The sequence below is a fragment of the Pseudomonas sp. RIT-PI-q genome (assembly GCF_001297125.1).
Lineage (GTDB): Bacteria > Pseudomonadota > Gammaproteobacteria > Pseudomonadales > Pseudomonadaceae > Aquipseudomonas.
Genome location: NZ_LHPC01000034.1, coordinates 39,576 through 62,176, shown reverse-complemented (window position 1 = coordinate 62,176; position 22,601 = coordinate 39,576). Strand labels below are relative to the sequence as shown.

Annotated in this window: 22 protein-coding genes; 14 read left to right on the top strand and 8 right to left on the bottom strand. The window is 58.1% G+C overall.

Translation table 11 applies throughout. The features are described from left to right. Window positions 1-34 precede the first annotated feature (34 nt). On the bottom strand, window positions 35-1,186 hold the full coding sequence (locus AEQ67_RS17865) for a PQQ-dependent sugar dehydrogenase (RefSeq protein WP_059405162.1): 1,152 nt from the start codon (window positions 1,184-1,186) through the stop codon (window positions 35-37). A 51-nt stretch (window positions 1,187-1,237) separates the two neighbouring features. Further along, window positions 1,238-1,594, bottom strand: a complete 357-nt coding sequence (locus AEQ67_RS17860) for a hypothetical protein (protein ID WP_059405161.1) — start codon at window positions 1,592-1,594, stop codon at window positions 1,238-1,240. 203 nt (window positions 1,595-1,797) lie between these two features. Here AEQ67_RS17860 and ku point away from each other — a divergent pair, with 203 nt between their 5' ends. Then, window positions 1,798-2,667, top strand: a complete 870-nt coding sequence (gene ku / locus AEQ67_RS17855; protein ID WP_059405160.1) for a non-homologous end joining protein Ku — start codon at window positions 1,798-1,800, stop codon at window positions 2,665-2,667. A gap of 102 nt (window positions 2,668-2,769) precedes the next feature. On the opposite strand, the gene lpxO is transcribed toward ku, so the two are convergent. Continuing rightward, on the bottom strand, window positions 2,770-3,669 hold the full coding sequence (gene lpxO / locus AEQ67_RS17850; RefSeq protein WP_059405159.1) for a lipid A hydroxylase LpxO: 900 nt from the start codon (window positions 3,667-3,669) through the stop codon (window positions 2,770-2,772). Between the two features lie 496 nt (window positions 3,670-4,165). On the opposite strand from lpxO, the gene AEQ67_RS17845 reads away from it, so the two are divergent. Next, window positions 4,166-5,755, top strand: a complete 1,590-nt coding sequence (locus AEQ67_RS17845) for an ABC-F family ATPase (RefSeq protein ID WP_010460520.1) — start codon at window positions 4,166-4,168, stop codon at window positions 5,753-5,755. 295 nt (window positions 5,756-6,050) lie between these two features. Beyond that, window positions 6,051-7,238: an MFS transporter gene (locus tag AEQ67_RS17840; RefSeq protein WP_059405158.1), complete on the top strand. Its 1,188-nt coding sequence runs from the start codon at window positions 6,051-6,053 to the stop codon at window positions 7,236-7,238. A 251-nt stretch (window positions 7,239-7,489) separates the two neighbouring features. Here AEQ67_RS17840 and AEQ67_RS17835 read toward each other — a convergent pair whose 3' ends face one another. Further along, window positions 7,490-8,527 carry an alpha/beta hydrolase family protein gene (locus AEQ67_RS17835; protein WP_059405157.1) on the bottom strand — a complete coding sequence of 346 codons (1,038 nt, stop codon included), beginning with the start codon at window positions 8,525-8,527 and terminating at the stop codon, window positions 7,490-7,492. A 257-nt stretch (window positions 8,528-8,784) separates the two neighbouring features. Further along, window positions 8,785-9,396: an FMN-dependent NADH-azoreductase gene (locus AEQ67_RS17830; protein ID WP_059405156.1), complete on the bottom strand. Its 612-nt coding sequence runs from the start codon at window positions 9,394-9,396 to the stop codon at window positions 8,785-8,787. Window positions 9,397-9,528: 132 nt separating this feature from the next. On the opposite strand from AEQ67_RS17830, the gene AEQ67_RS17825 reads away from it, so the two are divergent. Further along, the gene (locus tag AEQ67_RS17825; protein WP_059405155.1) at window positions 9,529-10,437 is read left to right on the top strand and encodes a LysR substrate-binding domain-containing protein; all 909 of its coding nucleotides are present in this window, start codon (window positions 9,529-9,531) and stop codon (window positions 10,435-10,437) included. Next, entirely contained in the window at window positions 10,434-10,793 is a 360-nt protein-coding gene (locus AEQ67_RS17820; protein ID WP_059405154.1) for an MmcQ/YjbR family DNA-binding protein, read from the top strand. The genes AEQ67_RS17825 and AEQ67_RS17820 overlap by 4 nt, the downstream gene beginning before the upstream one ends. A 5-nt stretch (window positions 10,794-10,798) precedes the next feature. Here the strand turns inward: AEQ67_RS17820 and AEQ67_RS17815 are convergent, their stop codons facing one another. Both AEQ67_RS17815 and AEQ67_RS17810 read right to left on the bottom strand, forming a co-directional pair. Next, entirely contained in the window at window positions 10,799-11,227 is a 429-nt protein-coding gene (locus AEQ67_RS17815) for a DUF1294 domain-containing protein (protein ID WP_059405153.1), read from the bottom strand. Further along, complete coding sequence (locus AEQ67_RS17810) at window positions 11,224-12,054, bottom strand: undecaprenyl-diphosphate phosphatase (RefSeq protein WP_059405152.1); 831 nt, start codon at window positions 12,052-12,054, stop codon at window positions 11,224-11,226. Before AEQ67_RS17810 ends, AEQ67_RS17815 begins: the two co-directional genes overlap by 4 nt. A gap of 293 nt (window positions 12,055-12,347) precedes the next feature. On the opposite strand from AEQ67_RS17810, the gene AEQ67_RS17805 reads away from it, so the two are divergent. From AEQ67_RS17805 to AEQ67_RS17765, 9 genes are all read left to right on the top strand, one after another. Next, a complete protein-coding gene (locus tag AEQ67_RS17805; protein ID WP_059405151.1) occupies window positions 12,348-13,982 on the top strand; it encodes a methyl-accepting chemotaxis protein in 1,635 nt (544 codons plus the stop codon). 281 nt (window positions 13,983-14,263) lie between these two features. Beyond that, entirely contained in the window at window positions 14,264-14,827 is a 564-nt protein-coding gene (gene pnuC, locus AEQ67_RS17800; protein WP_059405150.1) for a nicotinamide riboside transporter PnuC, read from the top strand. Beyond that, a complete protein-coding gene (locus AEQ67_RS17795) occupies window positions 14,824-15,348 on the top strand; it encodes an AAA family ATPase (protein ID WP_059405149.1) in 525 nt (174 codons plus the stop codon). Before pnuC ends, AEQ67_RS17795 begins: the two co-directional genes overlap by 4 nt. A gap of 334 nt (window positions 15,349-15,682) precedes the next feature. Beyond that, entirely contained in the window at window positions 15,683-16,120 is a 438-nt protein-coding gene (locus tag AEQ67_RS17790; RefSeq protein WP_059405148.1) for a hypothetical protein, read from the top strand. Between the two features lies 1 nt (window position 16,121). After that, entirely contained in the window at window positions 16,122-16,694 is a 573-nt protein-coding gene (locus AEQ67_RS17785) for a hypothetical protein (protein ID WP_059405147.1), read from the top strand. Window positions 16,695-16,746: 52 nt separating this feature from the next. Further along, window positions 16,747-18,174, top strand: a complete 1,428-nt coding sequence (locus AEQ67_RS17780) for a hypothetical protein (protein WP_059405146.1) — start codon at window positions 16,747-16,749, stop codon at window positions 18,172-18,174. Window positions 18,175-18,236: 62 nt separating this feature from the next. Continuing rightward, window positions 18,237-18,917 (top strand): C39 family peptidase, encoded by a 681-nt coding sequence (locus AEQ67_RS17775; RefSeq protein ID WP_059405145.1) that lies wholly within the window; start codon window positions 18,237-18,239, stop codon window positions 18,915-18,917. Between the two features lie 33 nt (window positions 18,918-18,950). Further along, complete coding sequence (locus AEQ67_RS17770) at window positions 18,951-19,730, top strand: hypothetical protein (RefSeq protein ID WP_059405144.1); 780 nt, start codon at window positions 18,951-18,953, stop codon at window positions 19,728-19,730. A 47-nt stretch (window positions 19,731-19,777) separates the two neighbouring features. Then, entirely contained in the window at window positions 19,778-21,058 is a 1,281-nt protein-coding gene (locus tag AEQ67_RS17765; RefSeq protein WP_059405143.1) for a hypothetical protein, read from the top strand. 136 nt (window positions 21,059-21,194) lie between these two features. On the opposite strand, the gene AEQ67_RS17760 is transcribed toward AEQ67_RS17765, so the two are convergent. Then, window positions 21,195-22,520, bottom strand: coding sequence for a sigma-54 dependent transcriptional regulator (locus AEQ67_RS17760; protein WP_059405142.1), 1,326 nt, complete (start codon window positions 22,518-22,520; stop codon window positions 21,195-21,197). Window positions 22,521-22,601: the final 81 nt, after the last annotated feature.

Genomic DNA, 22,601 nt, shown 5'->3' with positions numbered 1-22,601 from the left:
ACGCAGCCTCGCAAGCTCGACAGCTGCTACAGGGTTACTTCAGGCCGACTTTGTACAACACGCCATCATCCTCGTCGGTCAGCACATACAAATAGCCGTCCGGCCCCTGCCGCACATCGCGAATGCGCTTGTTCAGTTCACCCATCAACCGCTCTTCGTGAACCACCCGGTCGCCGTCGAATTGCAGGCGGATCAACTCCTGGCTCACCAGCGCGCCAATAAACGCGTTGTGCTGCCAGGCCCTGAAGCGATCCGCGTCGTAGAAGGCCAAGCCACTGAGACCGGGCGATTTTTCCCAGACGTGGTGCGGTGCAACGGTGCCTTCGGCGGTTTTGCCCTTGGCCTCCGGAATCGGCTCACCGGAATAGTTGATGCCGTGGGTTGCCAGCGGCCAGCCGTAGTTCTTGCCGCGTTCGATGATGTTGACCTCGTCGCCACCCCGGGGACCGTGCTCGTTTTCCCAGAGCGTGCCCGTCCATGGGTTGAGGGCCGCGCCTTGCGGGTTGCGATGGCCGTAGGACCAGATTTCCGGACGTACACCGGCCTGGCCGACAAAGGGGTTGTCGTCCGGCACCTTGCCGTCCGGGTAGATCCGCACAATCTTGCCTTGCAGCTTGTCGAGATCTTGCGCCGTTGGCCGGTCGTTGTTCTCGCCCAGGGTGATAAACAGGTAGCCATCGCGATCGAACACCAGCCGCGAGCCGAAATGGTTACCGACCGAGAGCTTGGGCTCCTGGCGAAAGATCACTTTGAAATTCTTCAGGGTCGTCAGGTCTTCCGACAGCTGCCCGCGGCCAACTGCCGTGCCGGCCTTGTCGCCTTCACCGCCACCTTCGGCGTACGACAGGTAAACCGTGCGGTCCAGCTTGAAGTCCGGCGACAACGCCACGTCCAGCAAACCACCCTGGCCCTTGGCCCAGACTTTGGGCACGCCATCAATCGGGTCTGAAAGCTTGCCGTCGGCGCTGACGACGCGCAGGTTGCCGGGTCGCTCGGTCACCAGCATGCCCTTGCGATCCGGCAGGAACGCCAGCGCCCAAGGGTGCTCCAGCCCCTTGGCAATCGTCGTGACTTCGAGGGTGCCCTGTTCGCTTTTCAGATCCTGGGTCGAGGCTGCGAAAACAGGCGCCGCAGCGCTGATCAGTGCGCTCGCGCAGAAAGTGGCCAGGAGGGTTTTACGCAACATGCACGATTCCTTTTGTCGTTCGAATGACTGGCAAGAACGCGGTCCTGCCGTTCAACGGTTGCTGGTGTCTGCGTCTCGATGCGGTGGATTGGGAATGAATTTAGGTGGGCTGGCGGGAGGTGATCGGTCCTGCGGATAACGGTTGCCGATGCCACCATTGTCAAGGGTCGGTGGTCGTGGCACGGGCACTGTATTGGGCCCACGAATGGCCGGCGCACTGGGTTGCGTGCCTTGCATGCTATTGGGGTTGGCCCGGCGAATCGGGCTGTTGTAAGGATTGCTGGAGTTGCCCGTGGGGCTCTGGGCCAATAACAACGAAGGCGTTGCCGATGCGCCGTCGGCCAGGGCCAGATGGCTCAGCAAGCCACTTAACGCCAGCGCGGTGCAGCCGAGCACAAATCTGTTCATGGGGAGCCTCTCGACTTCAACGTGGATAGGATCTTCGATAGCACGCTACGCCCGGGGTTCGGATTTGTTAACTAAAACCTGCTTCACAAGGTGTAACACGAGTTGACCACACCGCCGATCCGCCCGCAGGACCGGGCCGCAGCGCGCTGAAACTTTTACGCGGCGTCACCGGTCACCTGAACATCACTCGCGAGAAGACGACCATGGCACGGGCAATCTGGAAAGGCGCAATCAGTTTCGGGCTGGTGCATATCCCTGTGGCGCTGGTCTCGGCGACGTCTTCGCAAGGGGTGGATTTCGACTGGCTCGACAGCCGCAGCATGGACCCGGTGGGCTACAAGCGCGTCAACAAGGTCACCGGCAAGGAAGTCACCAAGGAGCACATCGTCAAAGGTGTGCAGTATGAAAAGGGCCGCTATGTGGTGCTCAGTGAGGAGGAGATCAAATCGGCGCATCCGTTATCGACGCAAACCATCGACATTTTTTCCTTTGTTGACAGCGAGCAGATCCCCCTGCAAAACATCGACACGCCCTACTACCTGGCGCCGGACAAGCGCGGCGGCAAGGTCTATGCGCTGTTGCGCGAAACCCTCAGCAAAACCAACAAGGTCGCCCTCGCCCATGTCGTGCTGCATACCCGCCAGCACCTGGCCGCGCTGATGCCGCTGGAATCGGCGATGGTCCTGGTGATGCTGCGCTGGCCGGCGGAAGTGCGCAGCCTCGACACGCTTGAGCTGGGCAGTGAGGTGACCAAACCGGAATTGGCCAAGGGCGAACTCGACATGGCCAAGCGTCTGGTTGAAGACATGAGCGCCGACTGGAAACCTGACGACTATCGCGACAGTTTTGAAGACAAGATCATGGCGCTGGTCGAGAAAAAGGCCAATGAAGGCAAGATCGAGGATGTGGAGACAGCGACTGGCGAAGAAGAGCGCAAGACTGCGGATGTTATCGATTTGACCGAGCTGCTTAAACGCAGTTTGGGGGGCAAGGCCGGTGGTAAAACGGCTGTGAAACCGAAATCGGCCGACAAGGCGCCGGCCAAAAAAACCACCAAGCGGTCGAGTGGTTGATCAGGGTTTTGTGCTGAATGTTGCGGCCTCTTCGCTGGCAAGCCAGCTCCTACAAGGGATTGCGTAAACCTTGTAGGAGCTGGCTTGCCAGCGAAGGCACCTTCAGATCAGTACGAAAAACGCCAGCAGACCACCAAAAATCGCCCATTTCTCCAGGTAATAGAGCTTGCGATTACGCTTCTTCAGCGCCTTGCCACGCAAGCGAATCTTGTAGATCTTGGCAAACAGGCGGTTGATGCCTCCAGTCTTGTCGCCCACATCGTTCGGCGCACCTGCCGCCGACATCACGTTACGGCTGAACCAGCCATTGAACGCCGCAGCCCAGCGATACTTCATCGGCCGTTCGATGTCGCAAAACAGAATGATGCGGTTCTGTTCAGTGGTGTTTTCAGCGTAATGAATGAAGGTCTCGTCGAACATCACCGCTTCACCGTCGCGCCAGTGATAACTCTCGCCATCGACGTTGATGTAGCAACCGGCATCGTTCGGTGTTTCCAGACCGAGGTGATAACGGTAGGAACCGGCATACGGATCGCGGTGGCGGACCAGTTTGGAACCCGGTGGCAGCTCGGCGAACATCGCTGCCTTGATCGAACCGATGCTCTGTACCAGTTCGGTGGTGCGCGGGCAGAGTTTCATCGCCGATGGGTGGCTATCGCCATACCACTTCAAATAGAAACGTTTCCAGCCGGTTTTGAAAAAGGAGTTGAAACCGACGTCGTCGTATTGGTTCGACCGCTTGATTTCCCCGGCCCTGAGCAGGTTCTGGCCTTCGGCGCGAATTTCTTCCCAATGGGTCTGCAACGGACTCAAGTCAGGGAAATCGGCGGGATCAAGGTAAGGCTTGTTGGGGATTTTCGAGAACATATAAAGGAAGCAATTGATCGGCGCCAGAAACGTCGAATGGTCGCTCAGTTGGCGGCCCAGCTTGTGGCGCACCCGACCGCGCAGGTGGACGTACGCGATGGATACAACATAAATAGCAGCGATGATGAGTTTCACAGATGTCGTCACACGTCAGAAGTGAACAAACTGCGTCCCCTGCCAGCCAAACGGTCCAAGGGCATTGTGCAGCGTCTGAATACGAAACAGCGGTCCCGGTGGAGCATCCCTGCGGCCATGCCGACGGTCGGCACCCGGTTGATAGATGGCATTTTAGCCACAGTTTGTAACCAATAGTTAACCTTCAGGTGTGAAAATCTGTCCACTGATGCCGCCAAAGCGCCCGTGCGGCCTCAATGCCCTATCGTTTAAAGAGCCAGACCAGTACAATCGCCGCCAAACATTACGCGCCCCCCTTGGTTGATGACGGGAATGAACCCCGTCTCAGCGCACTTCGACTCGGGCCAAGCGCTCCATATGCTGCTGTCCACTTATTGCCAGATGGACCTTCCGCTTCTGACCGGGATGCATTTCCCGTGGTTTGAATACCGGAAACGGGTACTGAATCGGTACTGCCGCAACCCTAGCTACTCTGAATGCTTCGCAGGAAAAACCTTTGATCTCTACAGCTAACATCACGATGCAGTTCGGCGCCAAGCCGCTATTCGAAAACGTTTCGGTCAAATTCGGCGCGGGCAACCGCTATGGCCTGATCGGCGCCAACGGTTGCGGCAAGTCGACCTTCATGAAAATCCTCGGTGGCGACCTCGAGCCATCCGGCGGCCAGGTCATGCTTGAGCCGAACGTGCGTCTGGGTAAATTGCGCCAGGACCAGTTCGCCTACGAAGAATTCACCGTGATCGATACCGTGATCATGGGCCACGAAGAGTTGTGGAAGGTCAAGGCCGAGCGCGATCGCATCTACTCGCTGCCGGAAATGACCGAAGAAGACGGCATGGCCGTGGCTGAACTGGAAACCGAGTTCGCCGAAATGGACGGCTACACCGCCGAATCCCGTGCCGGTGAATTGCTGCTGGGCCTGGGTATCGGCATCGAGCAGCACTTCGGCCCGATGAGCGAGGTTTCCCCAGGCTGGAAACTGCGTGTATTGCTGGCTCAGGCGCTGTTCTCCGATCCTGAAGTGCTGTTGCTCGACGAACCGACGAACCACCTGGACATCAACACCATCCGCTGGCTGGAAAACATCCTGACCCAGCGCTCCAGCCTGATGATCATCATCTCTCACGACCGTCACTTCCTGAACAGCGTGTGCACCCACATGGCTGACCTGGATTACGGCGAGTTGCGTCTGTTCCCGGGCAACTACGACGAGTACATGACCGTGGCGACCCAGTCCCGCGAGCAACTGCTGTCGGACAACGCCAAGAAGAAAGCGCAGATTTCGGAACTGCAATCGTTCGTCAGCCGCTTCTCGGCCAACGCCTCGAAAGCCAAGCAGGCTACTTCCCGCGCCAAGGCGATCGACAAGATCCAGCTGGCCGAGGTCAAGCCATCGAGCCGCGTCAGCCCGTTCATCCGCTTCGAACAGACCAAGAAGTTGCACCGTCAGGCGGTCATCGTCGAGCGCATGGCCAAAGGCTTCGACGGCAAGCCGCTGTTCAAGGACTTCAGCTTCCAGGTTGAAGCTGGCGAACGCGTGGCGATCATCGGCCCGAACGGTATCGGTAAAACCACGCTGCTGCGCACTCTGGTCAACGAACTGACCCCGGATGCCGGCACCGTGAAGTGGACCGACGCCGCGGAACTGGGCTACTACGCCCAGGACCACGCGCACGACTTCGAAGACGACTGCAACCTGTTCGACTGGATGGGCCAATGGACCCAGGGCGGCGAGCAAATCGTTCGCGGCACCCTCGGCCGGATGCTGTTCTCCAACGACGAGATTCTCAAGTCGGTCAAGGTCATCTCCGGTGGTGAGCAAGGTCGCATGCTGTTCGGCAAGCTGATCCTGCAAAAGCCGAACGTGCTGATCATGGACGAACCGACCAACCACTTGGACATGGAATCCATCGAGGCGCTGAACCTGGCGCTGGAAAACTATCCGGGCACGCTGATCTTCGTCAGCCACGACCGTGAGTTCGTATCGTCCCTGGCCACCCGCATCATCGAGTTGAGCCCTAGCGGCGTGATCGACTTCAGCGGCACTTATGACGATTACCTGCGTAGCCAGGGCGTTGTGTTTTAAGAGCAGCGATTAGTTTTAAGCTGCAAGCGGCAAGAAAAAAGCCCTGTCCATGTGACGGGGCTTTTTGCATTTCAGGGCTGAGGAATGTTTTGGTGCTGACACCTTCGCGGGCAAGCCTCGCTCCTACAGGGTTTTGCGGCGTTCGAATAATGTGTGAACGACACAAATCCTGTAGGAGCGAGGCTTGCCCGCGAAGAGGCCATCAAACTCGACGAATATAGTTAGCCTGCTTCCTTTTATCCCCCGCCCTTGCCATGATGCAGGTCTCCTACCGCCGCCCGCGAACGAGCCCTCAATGTCTGTGCAGCAACTGCCACCGCAAAGCTCCATGGCGATCACCCTGCAGATCGTCTCCATCGTTTTCTATACCTTTATCGCCTTCCTCTGCATCGGCCTGCCGATTGCGGTGTTGCCGGGTTATGTCCACGAACAACTCGGGTTCAGCGCCATCGTCGCCGGGCTGACCATCGGCTCCCAGTACCTGGCCACCCTGCTCAGCCGCCCCATGGCCGGGCGCATGTCGGACAACATCGGCACCAAACGGGCGATTGTTTACGGGTTGTCGGGGATTGTGTTGAGCGGGCTTCTGACTTTGCTGTCGACCTTGCTGCAAAGCTTTCCGCTGGTGAGCCTGTTGATTCTGATAGCCGGCCGCTTGTTGCTGGGGATCGCCCAGGGCTTGATCGGGGTCGGTACGATCAGTTGGTGCATGGGCCAGGTCGGCGCTGAACACACCGCGCGTTCGATTTCCTGGAACGGCATTGCGTCCTACGGCGCTATCGCCATCGGTGCGCCGCTGGGGGTGGTGATGGTCGCCGAGTACGGGTTTGAAAGCCTGGGGATTGTCCTGTCACTGCTGGCACTGGCGGCGCTGGTGCTGATTCGCAACAAACCGTCGGTGCCGGTGATTCGCGGCGAGCGCCTGCCGTTCTGGGCGGTGTTCGGGCGCATTGCACCGTTCGGGGCCAGCCTGAGCCTGGCGTCCATCGGCTACGGCACGCTGACCACCTTTATTACCTTGTATTACGTGAATCGTGGCTGGACCGGCGCCGCGTATTGCCTGACGGTGTTCGGGGTTTGTTTCATCCTGTCGCGGCTGTTGTTTATTTCCGCCATCAGTCGTTTTGGCGGTTTCACGTCGGCCATCGCTTGCATGACCATCGAGACCGTCGGCCTGGTGCTGCTGTGGCTGGCACCGTCCACCGGGTATGCGCTGATCGGCGCCGGCCTGACCGGGTTCGGCCTGTCGCTGGTGTACCCGGCATTGGGGGTGGAAGCGATCAAGCAGGTGCCCAACTCCAGTCGCGGCGCGGGGTTGAGTGCTTATGCGGTGTTTTTCGACCTGGCGCTGGCGATTGCCGGGCCGTTGATGGGCGCGGTGGCGTTGAATTTGGGGTATTCGTGGATTTTCTTCAGCGCGGCATTATTGTCGATAACCGGCCTCGGCTTGACCCTGCTGCTGAAACGCCGCGCAATGACCTGACACCCCGCTTCCTCGTGTAGGAGCTGGCTTGCCGGCGAAGGCGCCCCCATCAAGGACCATTCGTCGGCAAGCCGGCTCCTACAACGTTGTGGAGCAATGCAAATCGTCGCCACCACGCCCACCTCTGTAGGAGCTGGCTTGCCAGCGAAGGCGTCCCCAAGATCAGTGCAAGCCTCAAGGAACATTCGCCAGCAAGCCGGCTCCTACAGGGTTGTGGCGCAACGCAAATCGTCGCCGACCACGCCGAGGATTTATTGATCAGCGGTCTGCATTCCGGCCCGGGTCGGTTTGCCCAAGGCGCGGGAGAAGAAGCGCCCGGCTTCGGAAATCATGTTGCGGTGAATGTCTTCGCGGTCGACGCCATCGGCATCGGTACACAGCGCCGGCATGGCGATGATCTGCTCTTCGTTGCACGGCGCCATGAAGACGAAGTGCCCTGCTCCGGCCAGCAACTTGAAGTCCGGCGCGATCGGCAGTTTGCGCGCCAGGGCGGCAGCGTTTTTATCGAAGGCCACCAGTTTGTCGCCATCGCCGCTATACAGCAGCACCGGCACATGCACATCAGCCAGAGTATGGCGGCCGAACTTCAGGCTCAGAGGCGCCATCAGCAGCAACGCATGCACGCGTGGATCCGCCACCGGTTGCAGATCATCACGGTCGGCGATCAGCTCGCCTTGAGTGTTGCAGGCATCGCGGTCGTCCGGGCGTTCCTGGCAATAGCGGCGCAGACGGTCGAGGTCAGGCGTCGCCCCGGACAGAATCAACGCGGTCTCGCCACCCGCCGAGTAACCGATCACGCCAACTTGATCGGCATTGACGAACGGTGCGAGCATGCGGTCGCCCAAGGTCGCGGTAATGGCTTCGGAGATCTGGATCGGCCGGCCGTAAAGATTGCTCAAGGTGCCGAGGCGGCTGTGGTCTTTGGAGTTGTCGCCGGGATGAATCACCGCCACCACTACAAAACCTTTGCGCGCCAGCGACGTCATCAGGTCGTGCAAGGCCAGCGGGGTTCCGGTGTTGCCGTGGGACAGCATCAGCATCGGGAAACGACCGATGGCAACTCGCGTATCCTCGCCGGCTTCGACCGTGTAACCCTCAAGTTTGCTGGTGTGTTCCTTGTCGCTGGAGGGATAAAAGGCGATGGCCCGCATCGGCTGCAGATCCAGCGGATCGAGAAAACTCAGCTCATGGAAGCCGACGCTCCAGTGAGGGTGCGGCGCAGGCGCGGCGTGCACTGAATTCAGGCTGCTGAGCAGGCAAATCAGTAACGTTGCACAAAGACGCATCATGGGATGCCCCACCTTTGTTACTTGACCGGGAAGCCCGTTCTCTTCAGACACCGAAGAAGCGGCCTTGTGCCAGAAATGTGCGGCCACCAAGGTCGTTGCAGAACGGGGACGTTAACCCTCGACTGCATAACCTGGGCCAGAATCTTCAACAAATAGAAATGACCAGAAACAAAAAACTCCGTATCTGGCACTTGCGTGATCAGAATACAGAGTTTTTTGGATGTTGCTTGAGCTGTTTGATTTTTTTTACAGAGGCTTTACGCGGCGGCGAACAATTGCTCGCTGATTTGCGTGTGAGCGTCGCTCATGGCTTTGGTGCGCACTTCGTCACCGTACGCCAGACCATGGGCGCGGACGAATTCGATGTCCGTGACGCCGAGGAAGCCGAACAGCACTTTCAAGTATTCTTCGTGAGCGACGCCAGTCGCCTGGCCGGCATGCAGGCCGCCGGAAGTCGAAACGATCACGACTTTCTTGCCACCGCACAGGCCTTCAGGGCCGGCTTCGGTGTAGCGGAAGGTTTGACCGGCAACCGCGATGCGGTCGATCCAGGCCTTCAATTGAGTCGGGATGGTGAAGTTGTACATTGGCGCTGCAATCACCACGGCATCGGCGGCGATGAATTCGGCCAGCGTCGAAGCGCTCAGTTCAGCTTCGTGCTGTTGCGCGGCGTTGCGCAGTTCAGCGGTGGTGCCGGCAGCGACCAGGGTCGTGGCGGAGAAATGGCTGATCGCGTCAGCGGCCAGGTCGCGGTAGGTCACCACGGCGGTTGGCTCGGCGGTTTGCCAGGCTTTGACGACTTCGCTGCTCAGCTGACGGGAAGCCGAGTTGTCACCAAGAATGCTCGAATCGATATGCAGCAGTTTCATGTGGGATCTCCAGGTGAGGATCGCCACGAGGCGATCTGATGGGGACAATCCTACAGACGAAACCAATAGCTGATTAGTCGGTAACAATGCGATAGTTTGTCCTACTGATAGAACAATCACGCTGAGACTCACATGCAAGACCTCAATGATCTCTACTATTTTGCCAAGGTCGTGGAAGCCGGTGGTTTCGCGGCGGCCGGGCGTTTGCTCGGGATTCCCAAGTCGCGACTGTCACGACGCATTGCCGAACTGGAAGAACGCCTGGGCGCACGCCTGCTGCAACGCACCACCCGGCAACTGAAGCTGACCGCTGTGGGCGAGCGTTACTTGCGCCATTGTCAGGCGATGCTGCTGGAAGCCGAGATGGCCGATGAAGCGGTGCTAAGCATGTCCAGCGAACCTCGCGGGCGCTTGCGGGTGTCCTGCCCCGTCGGGCTGGCCCACGAAATGCTGCCGAGCGTGATCAGCAAATTTCTCGAAAAACACCCTCAGGTTCAACTGGAAGTCATGCTGCTCAATCGCCGCGTCGATCTGGTGACCGAGGGCGTCGACGTCGCGCTGCGGGTCCGGGAGTTGGGGGATGAAGACCCATTGTTGGTGACCCGGCGTCTGCGTCAGGCGCAGATGCTGATGGTGGCCAGCCCGGCTTTCCTCCACGGTCGGGAAATCGGTCATCCGGATGACCTCAAGGGCTTGCCGGTGCTGGGTGCCCTGGAAGCCGATCGCATGGTGCACATCCGCATGATCGACCGACAGGGTAAAAGCTGCGACCTGGCACTGGAAGCGCGGTTGGGCATCGACGACTTCATCGTGCGTCGGGCCTGCACGCTCGCCGGACAGGGCTTTACGATGCTGCCGATGATGTATTGCGAACAGGAACTGGAAGACGGCTCGCTGGTGCAGTTGCTGCCCGAATGGTCGCTGCCTGGCGGCTGGCTGCAAGCGGTCTACCCTCATCGTCGCGGTGTGATGCCAGCCGTGCGCGCCTGGATCGACCATTTGATCGAATCATTCAATGCCTGTGGGGACCGACTGATATGAAGGCTGGACGCATGAGCGAAGAGGACGTCGCGGCATTCTGCCTCGCACTGCCCGGTGCGCGGGAAGACTACAAGTGGGGTGGCGTGCGGGTGTTTTCGATCGCCGGGAACAAGATGTTCGCCTTGCAGAACCTGCGTGGTGCGTCCCTGGCGTTCAAGGTCGACAAGGATTTGTTTCTCGGTCATTGCGACCGTCCGGGCATTCACCCGGCGCCTTATCTGGCGCGGGCCCAGTGGATCATCATGGAAACGCCCTACCCTCTGGGGTCCGAAGAGCTACAAGGGTTGTTGCAACGCTCCCATCAACTGGTGGTGAGCAAGCTGCCCAAGCGTACTCAGGTCGGCTTGCTGCTTTAGAACCTTTAGAACAATGCAAACAGATGTGCACCGAGGAACAGTTGGTCGATCCAGAAAACCTGGTGCATCAGCACGATCACCCAGAACACCAACTGAAACGAGAGCTTGCGCGTCTTGTGCCGAAACACCTGCTGCGCCAGTAAAGCACCCGGCCAGCCACCGGCGAGTTCCAGTGCATGCAACACGTTTTCCGGGGTGCGCCAACTGTCGGCGCGCGCCTTGCGCTTGTCGCTCCAGTACAGGAAAAACGCCAGCACGCTGACGATGCCATAGGCCGCCAGGGGAATCACCGAGACCCCACGCAGCCATAACGACATGGAACCAGACAGAGGCAGCGCGCATAGAATCGCGAACACCAGCAGTTTCAAGCGCAGATGCTGGATCTCGCCCCCGGACGGACGCCCGGGGTTGTGGCGCGCGCTGGAGTCGCTCATGGCTTGGCCGCTGCCCAATCGACCCAGCCAAACTGCCAGGTCGCCAGGATGACCAGGCCGAACGCGATCCGATACCAGGCGAACGCCGCATAGCTGTGGCTGGCGATGAACTTCAGCAGGCCCCTGACAGCAATCATCGCGAAGATGAACGCAGTCACGAAGCCGATGGCGAACACCGGAAAATCCGCTGGCACGAACAAGTGACGGTATTTAAAACCCGAGTACACCGCGGCAGCGACCATGGTCGGCATGGCCAGGAAGAACGAAAACTCGGTCGCAGTCTTGCGCGACAGGCCAAACAGCAAACCGCCGATGATGGTCGAGCCAGAACGCGAAGTGCCCGGAATCATCGCCAGGCACTGGGCGAAACCGACTTTGAGGGCGTCTTTCCAGGTGATCTCGTCAACGGTTTCAGCGTGCACTTCATGCTGACGTTGTTCGGCCCACAACATGATGATCCCGCCCACGACCAAGGCCGCTGCCACGGTAATCGGGTTGAACAGGTAGTGGTGGATCAAATCGGAAAAAATCACCCCCAGCACCACGGCCGGCATGAAGGCAATCAGCAAGTTCGCGGTGAAACGTCGAGCGCTGGGCTGTGTCGGCAAGCCGATGACCACATCGAGGATCTTGCGGCGAAACTCCCACACCACCGCCAGGATGGCACCCAGCTGAATGATGATGTTGAAAGCGATGGCCCGCTCGCCACCGAAGTCGAGCAAGTCGGCCACAATGATCTGGTGCCCGGTACTGGAAATCGGCAAAAACTCCGTCAGCCCTTCTACAACCCCAAGTATCAATGCCTGAAAGGCGGTCCAAAGATCCATCAATCCCCCAAGAAGCGATGCGCCACGGCATGCCCCGTTAATATTTTTCAGAGCGTTTGACTGCAACCAGCGTAGTTGAAAACCCGCGAGCGCAAGATCCACGCACAGCCGTAAAAATCCTGTGAAAAATCAACCTGGATTCAGGTTTTTCCGTGCGGGGCCGAAATCCTATCAGACAAGTCCGTTTTACGCTGCCGCGTATTGGACTTAGGCCTTGTAGGCCCGGTTGGCAAAGTGTGGTTGGATGCTGGCGATCATTTATTACAAGAAAAAGAACCCGGAGTGACAGCGTTATGAACAGCTTGCGCAATATGTCGATCAGCCGCCGTTTGTGGCTCATCTTGATCGTGGCCGTCATGATGCTATTGACCTTGGGCGTGTTGATGCTCAAGCAGATACACGATGACCTCTACCACGCCAAGGTGCAGAAAACCCAGCACGTGGTGCAGACTGCCAGTGGCATCCTGACTTATTATCACGATCTGGAAACCGCCGGCACGCTCACCCGTGACGCCGCGCAAAAGCAGGCGCTGACGGCTGTTCGCGGCCTGCGTTATGACCAGAACGATTACTTCTGGATCAACGACCTGACGCCGGTGATGGTCATGCACCCGGCCAACCCGAAACTCGAAGGCCAGAACCTCTCGACGATCCGCGACCCGGACGGTTTTGCGCTGTTCAATGAAATGGTTGCCATCGCCAAGTCCAAGGGTGCCGGCACGGTTGACTACCGCTGGCCGAAACCGGGCGCCAATGCCCCCGTCGAGAAAACCTCCTACGTCAAACTGTTCGAACCCTGGGGTTGGGTGCTTGGCTCGGGCGTGTACGTCGACGACGTTCAGGCCGAGTTTTATGGCCAGGTCTGGAAGGCTTCTTTCGTCGGGCTGGTGATTGCCCTGATCATGGCGCTGCTGGTGATTCTGATTGCCCGCAGCATCGTGCGGCCGCTCCAGGAAACCGTGACGGCCATGGCCAACATCGCCAGCGGCGAGAGCGACCTGACCCGCAGCCTCGATACCCATGGCCAGGATGAAGTCACGCAACTGGCACGCCACTTCAATGCATTTACTACCAAGTTGCGGCTGGTGATCAGTGAATTGCAAGTGTCTGCCAGCGCCCTTGGCCAGTCTTCCAGCGAGTTGGGCAACGACGCTGCCCAGGCCCAGCAACGCAGCCAGCAGCAATCGCAACAGATGGAACTGGTGGCCACGGCTATCAACGAAGTGACGTATGGCGTGCAGGACGTGGCGAAAAACGCCGAACACGCCGCCAGCGAAATGCGCGATGCCGAGTCTCAGGCGCAGCAAGGCCAAGTCAATATTGATGGCAGCCTGCAGCAGATCGACAAGTTGTCTTCGACCATCGATCAAGCGGTGGAAGTTATTCGCACCCTCGCCGCCGAAAGCACGCAGATCGGCAGCGTTCTGGAAGTGATCCGCTCCATTGCCGAACAGACCAACCTGCTGGCGCTCAATGCGGCCATCGAAGCGGCCCGTGCCGGTGAACAGGGCCGCGGTTTTGCGGTGGTGGCCGATGAAGTGCGGCTGCTGGCCCAGCGCACCCAGAAGTCCACGGCCGAAATCCAGTCGATGATCGAGCGCCTGCAGAGCCACTCCGAAGCGGCGGTGAAGGTGATCAGCGACAGCAGCCGTGCATCGCAATTGACCATCGAGCAGGCCGGCCTCGCCGGTGCGAGCCTGAACGCCATCGGCCAGGCGCTGCGCAACCTCAACGGGCTGAACGCCTCGATTGCCAGCGCGACCTTGCAACAGGCGCATGTGGTCGAGGACATCAACCAGAACGTCACCCAAGCGGCCGGTTTGTCCCATAGCACGGCACTGGCGGCGGAACAGTCAAGCCTGGCCAGTGTTCGACTGAAGGAATTGAGTGAACAGTTGAACGGGTTGCTCAAGCAGTTCCGGGTGTAGGAAATGCGATCTCTGTAGCAGCTTGCGTTCTTTGTAGCAGCTGTCGAGCCTGCGAGGCTGCGTTCGGCTGCGAAGCAGTCGTGAAACCAGGCACCGCGGTGTGCCAGACAAAAATCGTATGCTGGATTGACGACTGCTTCGCAGCCGAACGCAGCCTCGCAGGCTCGACAGCTGCTACAGAGCCCAACGCAGGCCCGATGAGGGATGGCGCTTGCTGGTTTTACTTGGCAGCGCCTGCCGGTACAATCCGTCCCCCTCTTTGCTTCCCCCAAGGAACATTCATGTCCGGGCTTGAACTGTTTGCCGCCGCCCTCGGTGTGATTGCCGTGTGGTTGACCGTCAAACAGAACCCCTGGTGCTGGCCGATCGGCCTGGTCATGGTGCTGCTATATAGCTGGATCTTTTTTGAAGTGAAACTGTACTCGGACATGCTGCTTCAGGTGGTCTACGCCGCGTTTCAGCTCTATGGCTGGTGGCAATGGACCCGTGCCGGTGAAGCGCATCAGGGGCGCCGGGTCAGCCAGCTCGATGGCAAATCGGTCGCATTCGGTCTGGCCATCGGCGCGATCGGCAGCCTGTTGTTGGGCGCTGCCATGGCGCACTGGACCGATGCTGCCCAACCCTGGCTGGATGCGGCGCTGACCGGCTTCAGCCTGGTGGCGCAATTGTGGATGGCGCAAAAACGCGTGCAGTGCTGGCCGTTGTGGATCGCTCTGGATGTGGTCTTCGTCGGGCTGTTTATGTACAAAGGCATGTACCTGACCGCTGGCCTCTATGCACTGTTCACTCTGATTGCCGTGCAAGGCTGGCGAGAATGGCGTACCGACCCGGCGTTGCGCACATGAAGGTGTTGGTGCTGGCGGGGCCGGAATCGAGCGGCAAAAGCTGGCTTTCGAGCGAGATTCACGCCAATTTTGGTGGCATATTGGTCGGCGAGTACGTCCGGCATTTCATCGAAAGGGAAGCCCGCGTAACGTGCTATGACGACATTCCAGCCATCGCACAAGGTCAGTTGGCTTGGGAAGATGAAGCACGCGCCAAACAACCGTCACTGCTGATTCTCGACACGCACCTCTTAAGCAATATCCTTTGGAGTCGCACCTTGTTTGGCGCTTGCCCGACGTGGATCGAGCAAGCATTGCTGGCACGGCACTACGACCTGCATTTGCTGCTGAGCCCTGAAGCCGTGGCCTGGCATGACGACGGCCAGCGTTGCCAACCACAACTCGCAGAACGCCAGGCGTTTTTCCAGGCCAGCCACCAATGGCTTGACCTGCACCACCAGCCTTGCCAGGTACTGCAAGGTGATTGGAAACAGCGCAAGGACGCGGCATTCAAGGCTGTGATGCGCTTGCTCAAGGCCTGACCGGGTCACCCCGCCCTCCCCCGAAAATGTCCATTTTTGAAACACCCATCCCTGCGCAAACCCGCGAACTAAAGCGGCCCAAGCGCGCTTGCCAGAAAATGTTAAGCCACTGATACAACCTGCCTTCAGCGCCCTTAGCGAGCAACGCCGCCAGCATGGACGGCGCTTTTTGCGTGGTTCTGTCTCACCGGCGTTACAAATTTTTTTGACCAGCTCGACTATTAAAGCCAACCAGCTGTTTTTAAAAGAAAAACGAAAACCGGCACACCTTCTGCTCTCTTCCTCGCAACGCTGATAAGGGCCCAGCGTTCCACTTACAGAAGGAATTGCCGCCGTGGGGAAATTTGATAAAAGCATCTATAGCCTTCTTCTGATCGGATGCGCACTGGGCTCGACCATCTGCCTGCCTGTACAGGCTGACAACGGCATCATTACCATCAAACGCGATGTCCAGACGCGCAACGCAACGATTCCACCGCTCATCCCCGACCCAAGTCCTACGACCGTCAATGCCAACCCGTCCAAACAGATTCTCAGTCAAACGAACGAGTTGAGCGACGGCGACTTCGCCAGTGTCGCCAGTGGTGCAAGCATCTCCCGCCTGGTCACTCAAAACACCGACAACCTGGGCGGCAATATCAGCAACCAGACCCAGCTTTCCAACCTCCCTGCCGGACGTTCGGGAAATTCGGGCAGCGGCATTGCCAACATGGTCAATTCAAACATCCAGCAAGGCCTGGGTGCTCTGAAAATCATAACGGGAGACCGTTAAGATGAATCGTACGTTGCTGATTATCGCGATGTTTTGCAGTGCTCCGACCTTTGCCCAACCTCCCGTCATCAATAACGCCGACATCGACGGTTCGGGCATGCAATACCAAGGCAACCTCTCGGTCAACCAGGCTGCGGGCGATCAGCAGCAGCAGGCCAACGCCCGAGCCATCGCCATTGGTCATGGCGCCAACGCGACCACACAGATTCGCCAACGGTTGCGTGGCCAAGTCGACCCCACGATCGATGCTCAGTCCAGCATCCAGGGCAACTCCTTCAGTCATGGCAACGGCGTACTGGGTGTCAACCAGAGCGCGGGCGCCAGCAACCAGCAAGCCAATGCCCTGCGGATAAGCATTGGTTCGCAGCCGCAAAGTATCGATGACAGCGTCCTCAGGCAACAGAACGTGGCGCTGATCAACAACTCCGATCCAACTGACTCTGCACCAGGCTATCGCCAGGTCGCTACCAGCGACCAGGCCTTCACCGGTAGCCGCGGGGTGATCCAGTTGAATCAGAGCGCCGGGGTGGGAAACCGAACGGCCAACACCCTGAGCGTACGGGTCACGGATTGACCCAAAAAAGGTAGAAACAACACTTAACCTAAAATAAGTACGGAGAATCACCATGAAACCTTCGATGGCAATCAAGCCTCTGGTTTTCGCAATTGCTGCGGTCATGGCTGTTGCTGTACAAGCTGGGCAGCGTGACGACCACCATAATGGCCACCACAATGGCCATAATAATAACGGTCAGCACACCCCTCCTCCAACCAGGATCCCTACCTACGCCACGGCGAATGCGTGGGACACCCAAAGCAGCACCAACAACCGCATCGGCAATGCCGGGACGGTCAACGAAGCGGAGATGAACAACTCTGCCACAGGCACCAGCGGCAACGTCGGCGTCAACGTGGCCGCAGGCGACGGCAACCAACAAGACAACGCGGCGGCCATTGCCAACGCCGCAGCTGCTGCTCCCGATAACGCCTTCGTATTCGGCACTGCCAGCGCCACCGCTTCCGTCACTCAAACCAGCAACAATAACCGGGTCGACAACTACGGCAGCACTGCTTCTGCTGTGATGAGCGGATCGGCTAATGGCGGCAGCGGCAACATGGGTGTCAACGTTGCTGGCGGCGACCTTAACCAGCAGAAAAACACCATGGCCATTGCCAATACCAATGCTCCACTGGGTAACGCAACAGCCACCGCCTCTGCAAATCAACAAGGCCCTGGCCTGACCGTGAACAACAACGCCGATCGTACTTATCGCGTGGATACAATCACCGTTACCAACACGGCTAGCGGTAGTTTCTCTAAAGATAAGTCGTTTGAGGCCAGCGGCAGTCAAAGCGCTTCTTCAAGCTGGGATAAGAGCGGTTCCAAAAGCTATGACGCCAGCTCTACAAAAAGCGTTGATATAAGCGGTTCTAGCGCCAGTAATGCGAGCGGTTCCAACAGCAGTAATGCCAGCGGTTCCAACAGCAGCAGTGCAAGCGGTTCTTCGAGCGCTTCTTTGAGTGCTTCCTTGAACGCTTCGCTGGACGCTGCTGCGGCGGCTTCCCACTCCACTACCGTCAATAACGGCTGGGGCGATCGCACTCGCAGCAGTTCTTCCGACGCATCGCTTAGCGCATCGCTCGATGCATCGCTTGATGCATCGGTAAACAAATCGTTCGACAGATCGCACGACTCCTCGTACGACAAATCGCGCGACTCTTCGTACGACAAATCGCGCGATTCGTCGTTCGCAAAATCGTTCGATAAATCGGTCACGAAGTCGTCTGACTCCTCGTTCGAAAAATCGGGTAGCAAATCGTCCGAGTCTGCGTACGACAAAGCGAAAAGCTTCAGCGAAAGCAGCTCATTTGATTTGAGCAACACCTACTCTTATCAAGTGCTGACTCCAACTGGCTGGGCCAACCCTGTGACCAACACTGCAACCCTGAGCGGTTCGGTGAATGGCGGCAGCGGCAACCTGGGCGTCAACGTAGCTGCCGGTGTGGGCAACCAACAAAGCAACTCGCTGGCCATTTCCAACAACTCGTTCTAATGGCTGTCTCTTGAGGCCCCCTTATGGGGGCCTTTTTCAACACAACCAGAAGGCGTCCCACTATGCGCATTATCGCCTTGGCATTTTTGCTTTGCGTGGCCAGTGTGATCGAGGCTGCACAAATGCCGCTTTCCGTCCTCCCGGGCGGCGCGGTGATATACAAGCCGATCCAGAGCATACGTGAGCGTAAATTTGCCGACCTGGTGCAACAGAAAACCGACTTCAGTTGCGGCGCTGCTGCGCTGGCAACCATATTGCGCCAGGCCTATTGGCTGGACGTGAATGAAGAACAGATTATCGAAGGCATGCTGGAACACTCCGATCAAAATCTTGTCCGCGTCCAGGGCTTCTCCATGCTCGACATGAAGCGTTACGTGGAAAGTATCGGCATGCGGGCCCGTGGCTACCGGGTAGCGCAAGAAACCCTGAGCGACATCAGGATTCCGGTTGTGGTGCTCTTGGATATCCGTGGCTACAAACATTTTGTGGTGATGCAAAGAGTCAATAAGGGCTGGGTCTATATAGGAGACCCTGTACTCGGTCATAAACGTTTGAAAGTCGAAGACTTTGTCAAAGGCTGGAACGGCATCATCTTTGCCGTCATCGGCCAGGGCTACGACAAAACCAACGCGTTGCTCGACCCACCCATGCCATTGACCGCCAAGAATCGCATCAACACCTTCAACCCGGTGCAAGACGCAGAATTGATGGATTTCGGATTCATCAAAAGCGACTTCTTCTAATAACAAGGGAGCACGACGCTCCGGGAGTATCCAATGAAGACTCCAATCTGGCTGGCCGTGGTTTGCCTGGCCGCCAGCCTGCCGACCCAGGCACAGACGTTCAAACCCATTGAACTGAAGGATCAGGAATTGGCGAACTTGCGAGGTCGCTTTGTCATGCCGGGACGGATTATCAGTTTTGGCGTTGTCATGACCAGCACTTGGCAAAATGCCAAGGGTGACGTGATCGGGGCAACTTCCTCGATGCAAATTCAACAATCGACGGCCAAGCCACAGTTCTATGTGTCGATGATCAACGAAAAAGGTAATGACTCATCGCGTTCGCAAGGAACTAACACCAACACCAGCACCGGCACCGGCACCGTCACTGGCGGCAGCGGTCTCAACAGCACCGAAGGCGTCACGCAGGTCGTGCGTGCTGCCGGCGACAATAACACTGCCTACAACAACGTTGATATCAACGTCACGAAGGCCAGCCAAGCACCCGCAACGCCAGCGCCAGCAACGCAACAGCAGGGCCAGGCATTGGCCGCAGGCTCGACATTGGTCGGCTCCAATGACGCGGGCTCGCTGAGCATTTCCTCAACCGGTACAGGAGTGCAACTCAACATCATCGCCAACAACAACCAGGGCAGCACCCTACAACGCCTGGCCCAAGGTGGGCTGATGCAGAACACGACTTTGCTCGGCGGTAGCAACCAGGTCAGAAACCTTACATCCCTCAATGTCGTACTGCGTGACAGTGCGCCGACAACCGGATCGCTGAACGGCAACCTGGATCAGCTCAGAGGCCTGCGCACTATCGGATTCTGATCTACGCTCAGTCTCATTCAGATGTAGTCAGAAGGGACGGCTAACCCATGCAACGATCTTTAACGTTCAGAGCTATCGTTTGTTTGAGTAGCTTGGCTCCGGCCTCATTGCTCTACGCAGCACCGGATCCCCAGGTCGAAATACTAAAACAAGAACTCATGGAGTTGAAACAGCGTTACGAAGCACAACAGAACGCGCTGATGGTACTCGAGCAGCGCGTTCGCCAAGTCGAAGAAACACCTGCGTCCCCTGCTCCCAAACGCCTGACCAAATCCCCCGCCGAACCGGCCAGGGGTGGCGCAACCGTGGCCGCCGCTGCGCCGGGAACCACCGGCAGTTCATATGGCCAATCGCTCAAGGACGATTCGGAGCCTGCGCAAAGCGTCTCCAACTTGTACGACGAAGCCAGCGGCTTCTTCGGTGGCGGCAAGTTCAGCGTCGAAACCGGCCTGACCTACACGCACTACGATACCCGCGCATTAACGCTCAATGGCTTCCTGGCACTGGACTCGATTTTTCTCGGCAACATCAACCTCGACCGCATCAAGGCCGACAACTGGACCCTGGACCTGACCGCCCGCTACAACGTGGCGCAACGCTGGCAGTTCGACATTAACGTCCCCGTGGTTTATCGCGAATCCACGTATTCCTCCGGTGGCGCCGGTGGCGCAGGCCCAGTGACGTCGGACGCAACCGTTACCCGCGACCCGACCATCGGCGATGTGAACGTTGGCGTTGCTTACAAGTTTCTGGATGAGTCACCCAACCTGCCCGACGCGGTCGTTACACTGCGCGTCAAGGCCCCAACCGGTAAAGACCCTTACGGCATCAAGCTAGTCAATGACCCGACCAACGATAACCTATCGGTACCCGAAAGCTTGCCTACCGGCAATGGTGTCTGGTCGATCACCCCGGGGCTCTCACTGGTCAAGACCTTCGACCCGGCCGTGCTGTTCGGCAGCCTGTCCTACACCTACAACATGGAAGACTCTTTCAGCGACATCAGCCCTCAGGTCAACTCCAAGGTGCCCGGGGACGTGAAACTGGGCGATTCCTGGCAGGTCGGAGCCGGCATTGCATTCGCCTTGAACGAGAAGATGAGTATGTCGTTCTCGTTCAGCGATCAGTTCGCCCGCAAGAGCAAGATCAAACCCGACGGTGGCGATTGGCAATCGATTTCCAACAGCGATTACAACTCGGCTAACTTCAACATCGGCATGACCCTGGCCGCCACCGATAACCTGACGATCGTGCCCAACTTGTCCATTGGACTGACCGACGACTCGCCGGACTTTTCCTTCAGCCTGAAATTCCCGTACTACTTCTAATCCACCACGACAAAACCCCGCTGCGACTTCAATCGAAGCGGGGCTTTAAATCAAAAGATCGCAGCCTTCGGCAGTTCCTGCAGGGTTAACGGACCTGCGCAGGAGCTGCCGAAGGCTGCGATCCTTTGATCTGCGTTTAGCGTATCTGATGTTTGTGCAACAAACGGTAGAAGGTCGGCCTGGATATCCCCAATACCTTGGCGGCGATGCTCAAATTATCGCTGTGGCGGTTAAGTACATCGCACAAGGCCTGGCGCTCTGCCCGGTGCTTGTAGTCTTCCAGCGTGCCCATGGGAGCGGCGAAGGCGTGCTGACTGATCAGCCCCAGGTCTCGCGCTTCGATCTGCCGGCCTTCGGCTAACACCAGCCCGCGGCGAACCCGGTTAGCCAACTCGCGGACATTGCCCGGCCAGTCATGTTTACCCATGGCAATCAGCGCATCTTCGCTAAAGCTGCGAGGACGGCGACCGGTTTCATGGCTGTAGAAATGGGAGAAGTGGTTGGCCAGCATCGACAAATCACCGTGTCGCTCACGCAAAGGTGCGGTGACGACTTGCAGTACGTTCAAGCGGTAGTACAAATCTTCGCGAAAGCGTTTCTTCTCAATGGCCGCCTCAAGGTCAACGTGGGTGGCCGCCAACACCCGCACATCCACCGGAATCGGTTGACTGCCGCCCACCCGCTCGATGTGTTTTTCTTGCAGGAAGCGCAGCAGATTGGCTTGCAGCTCCAGGGGTAGATCGCCGATTTCATCGAGAAACAGGGTCCCGCCGTTAGCCGCCTCGATCCGTCCGACCTTACGTTGATGAGCGCCGGTAAAGGCTCCCTTCTCGTGGCCAAACAGTTCGGACTGGATCAAGTGTTCGGGAATTGCGCCGCAATTGATCGCGACAAAGGGTTTGCTGTGACGCTGGGATTGTCGATGCAATGTGCGGGCGACCAGTTCTTTACCGGTCCCGCTTTCGCCCCGAATCAATACCGGTGATTCGGTGGGCGCCAGTTTGCTCAGCAACTTGCGTAATTCGCGGATCGGTTTGCTGTCACCGAGCAGCTCGTGCTCAGGCTGATCGATGTGAACCGTGCCCTGCCCGCGCAAACGGGCCATGCCGAATGCTCGGCCCAGCGTCACCTGAACCCGCGACACATCGAATGGCAAGGTATGAAAATCGAAAAACCATTCACAGACAAAGTCCCCGACATTCTGCAGCCGCAGGACTTCCTGATTGAGTACGGCGATCCATTCGGTGCCGCTACGGCTGATCAGCTCTTTGACAGCCTCCGGGCGCTCCAGGTGAAAGGGTTGCAATCGCAACAGGCCTACGTCGCAGGTTTTATCGCCGGCGTTTTCCAGCGTGCAGCTGTCAACGTCCCAACCCACAGTGCGCAAACCCGGTAACAGACGATGGCAGTCGTCGCAAGGGTCCACTACTAACAGACGTCGTAACGCAGGCGCTTCGATCATGACTGTTCCTTGGCGCCAAATTTTAGGAAATATTATTAAAAACAGTCATTTGGCGGACCTGGCTGTAACATTAGCAAGAAT

What these genes read in the sequence shown, in the direction of transcription:
- AEQ67_RS17865 (WP_059405162.1), bottom strand. Translation starts at nt 1,186, where the DNA reads ATGTTGCGTAAAACCCTCCTGGCCACTTTCTGCGCGAGCGCACTGATC.
- AEQ67_RS17835 (WP_059405157.1), bottom strand. Translation starts at nt 8,527, where the DNA reads ATGATGCGTCTTTGTGCAACGTTACTGATTTGCCTGCTCAGCAGCCTG.
- AEQ67_RS17810 (WP_059405152.1), bottom strand. Translation starts at nt 12,054, where the DNA reads ATGGATCTTTGGACCGCCTTTCAGGCATTGATACTTGGGGTTGTAGAA.
- AEQ67_RS17860 (WP_059405161.1), bottom strand. Translation starts at nt 1,594, where the DNA reads ATGAACAGATTTGTGCTCGGCTGCACCGCGCTGGCGTTAAGTGGCTTG.
- AEQ67_RS17830 (WP_059405156.1), bottom strand. Translation starts at nt 9,396, where the DNA reads ATGAAACTGCTGCATATCGATTCGAGCATTCTTGGTGACAACTCGGCT.
- AEQ67_RS17785 (WP_059405147.1), top strand. Translation starts at nt 16,122, where the DNA reads ATGAATCGTACGTTGCTGATTATCGCGATGTTTTGCAGTGCTCCGACC.
- pnuC (WP_059405150.1), top strand. Translation starts at nt 14,264, where the DNA reads ATGTCCGGGCTTGAACTGTTTGCCGCCGCCCTCGGTGTGATTGCCGTG.
- ku (WP_059405160.1), top strand. Translation starts at nt 1,798, where the DNA reads ATGGCACGGGCAATCTGGAAAGGCGCAATCAGTTTCGGGCTGGTGCAT.
- AEQ67_RS17825 (WP_059405155.1), top strand. Translation starts at nt 9,529, where the DNA reads ATGCAAGACCTCAATGATCTCTACTATTTTGCCAAGGTCGTGGAAGCC.
- AEQ67_RS17820 (WP_059405154.1), top strand. Translation starts at nt 10,434, where the DNA reads ATGAAGGCTGGACGCATGAGCGAAGAGGACGTCGCGGCATTCTGCCTC.
- AEQ67_RS17765 (WP_059405143.1), top strand. Translation starts at nt 19,778, where the DNA reads ATGCAACGATCTTTAACGTTCAGAGCTATCGTTTGTTTGAGTAGCTTG.
- AEQ67_RS17795 (WP_059405149.1), top strand. Translation starts at nt 14,824, where the DNA reads ATGAAGGTGTTGGTGCTGGCGGGGCCGGAATCGAGCGGCAAAAGCTGG.
- AEQ67_RS17760 (WP_059405142.1), bottom strand. Translation starts at nt 22,520, where the DNA reads ATGATCGAAGCGCCTGCGTTACGACGTCTGTTAGTAGTGGACCCTTGC.
- AEQ67_RS17805 (WP_059405151.1), top strand. Translation starts at nt 12,348, where the DNA reads ATGAACAGCTTGCGCAATATGTCGATCAGCCGCCGTTTGTGGCTCATC.
- AEQ67_RS17815 (WP_059405153.1), bottom strand. Translation starts at nt 11,227, where the DNA reads ATGAGCGACTCCAGCGCGCGCCACAACCCCGGGCGTCCGTCCGGGGGC.
- AEQ67_RS17770 (WP_059405144.1), top strand. Translation starts at nt 18,951, where the DNA reads ATGAAGACTCCAATCTGGCTGGCCGTGGTTTGCCTGGCCGCCAGCCTG.
- AEQ67_RS17780 (WP_059405146.1), top strand. Translation starts at nt 16,747, where the DNA reads ATGAAACCTTCGATGGCAATCAAGCCTCTGGTTTTCGCAATTGCTGCG.
- AEQ67_RS17775 (WP_059405145.1), top strand. Translation starts at nt 18,237, where the DNA reads ATGCGCATTATCGCCTTGGCATTTTTGCTTTGCGTGGCCAGTGTGATC.
- AEQ67_RS17840 (WP_059405158.1), top strand. Translation starts at nt 6,051, where the DNA reads ATGTCTGTGCAGCAACTGCCACCGCAAAGCTCCATGGCGATCACCCTG.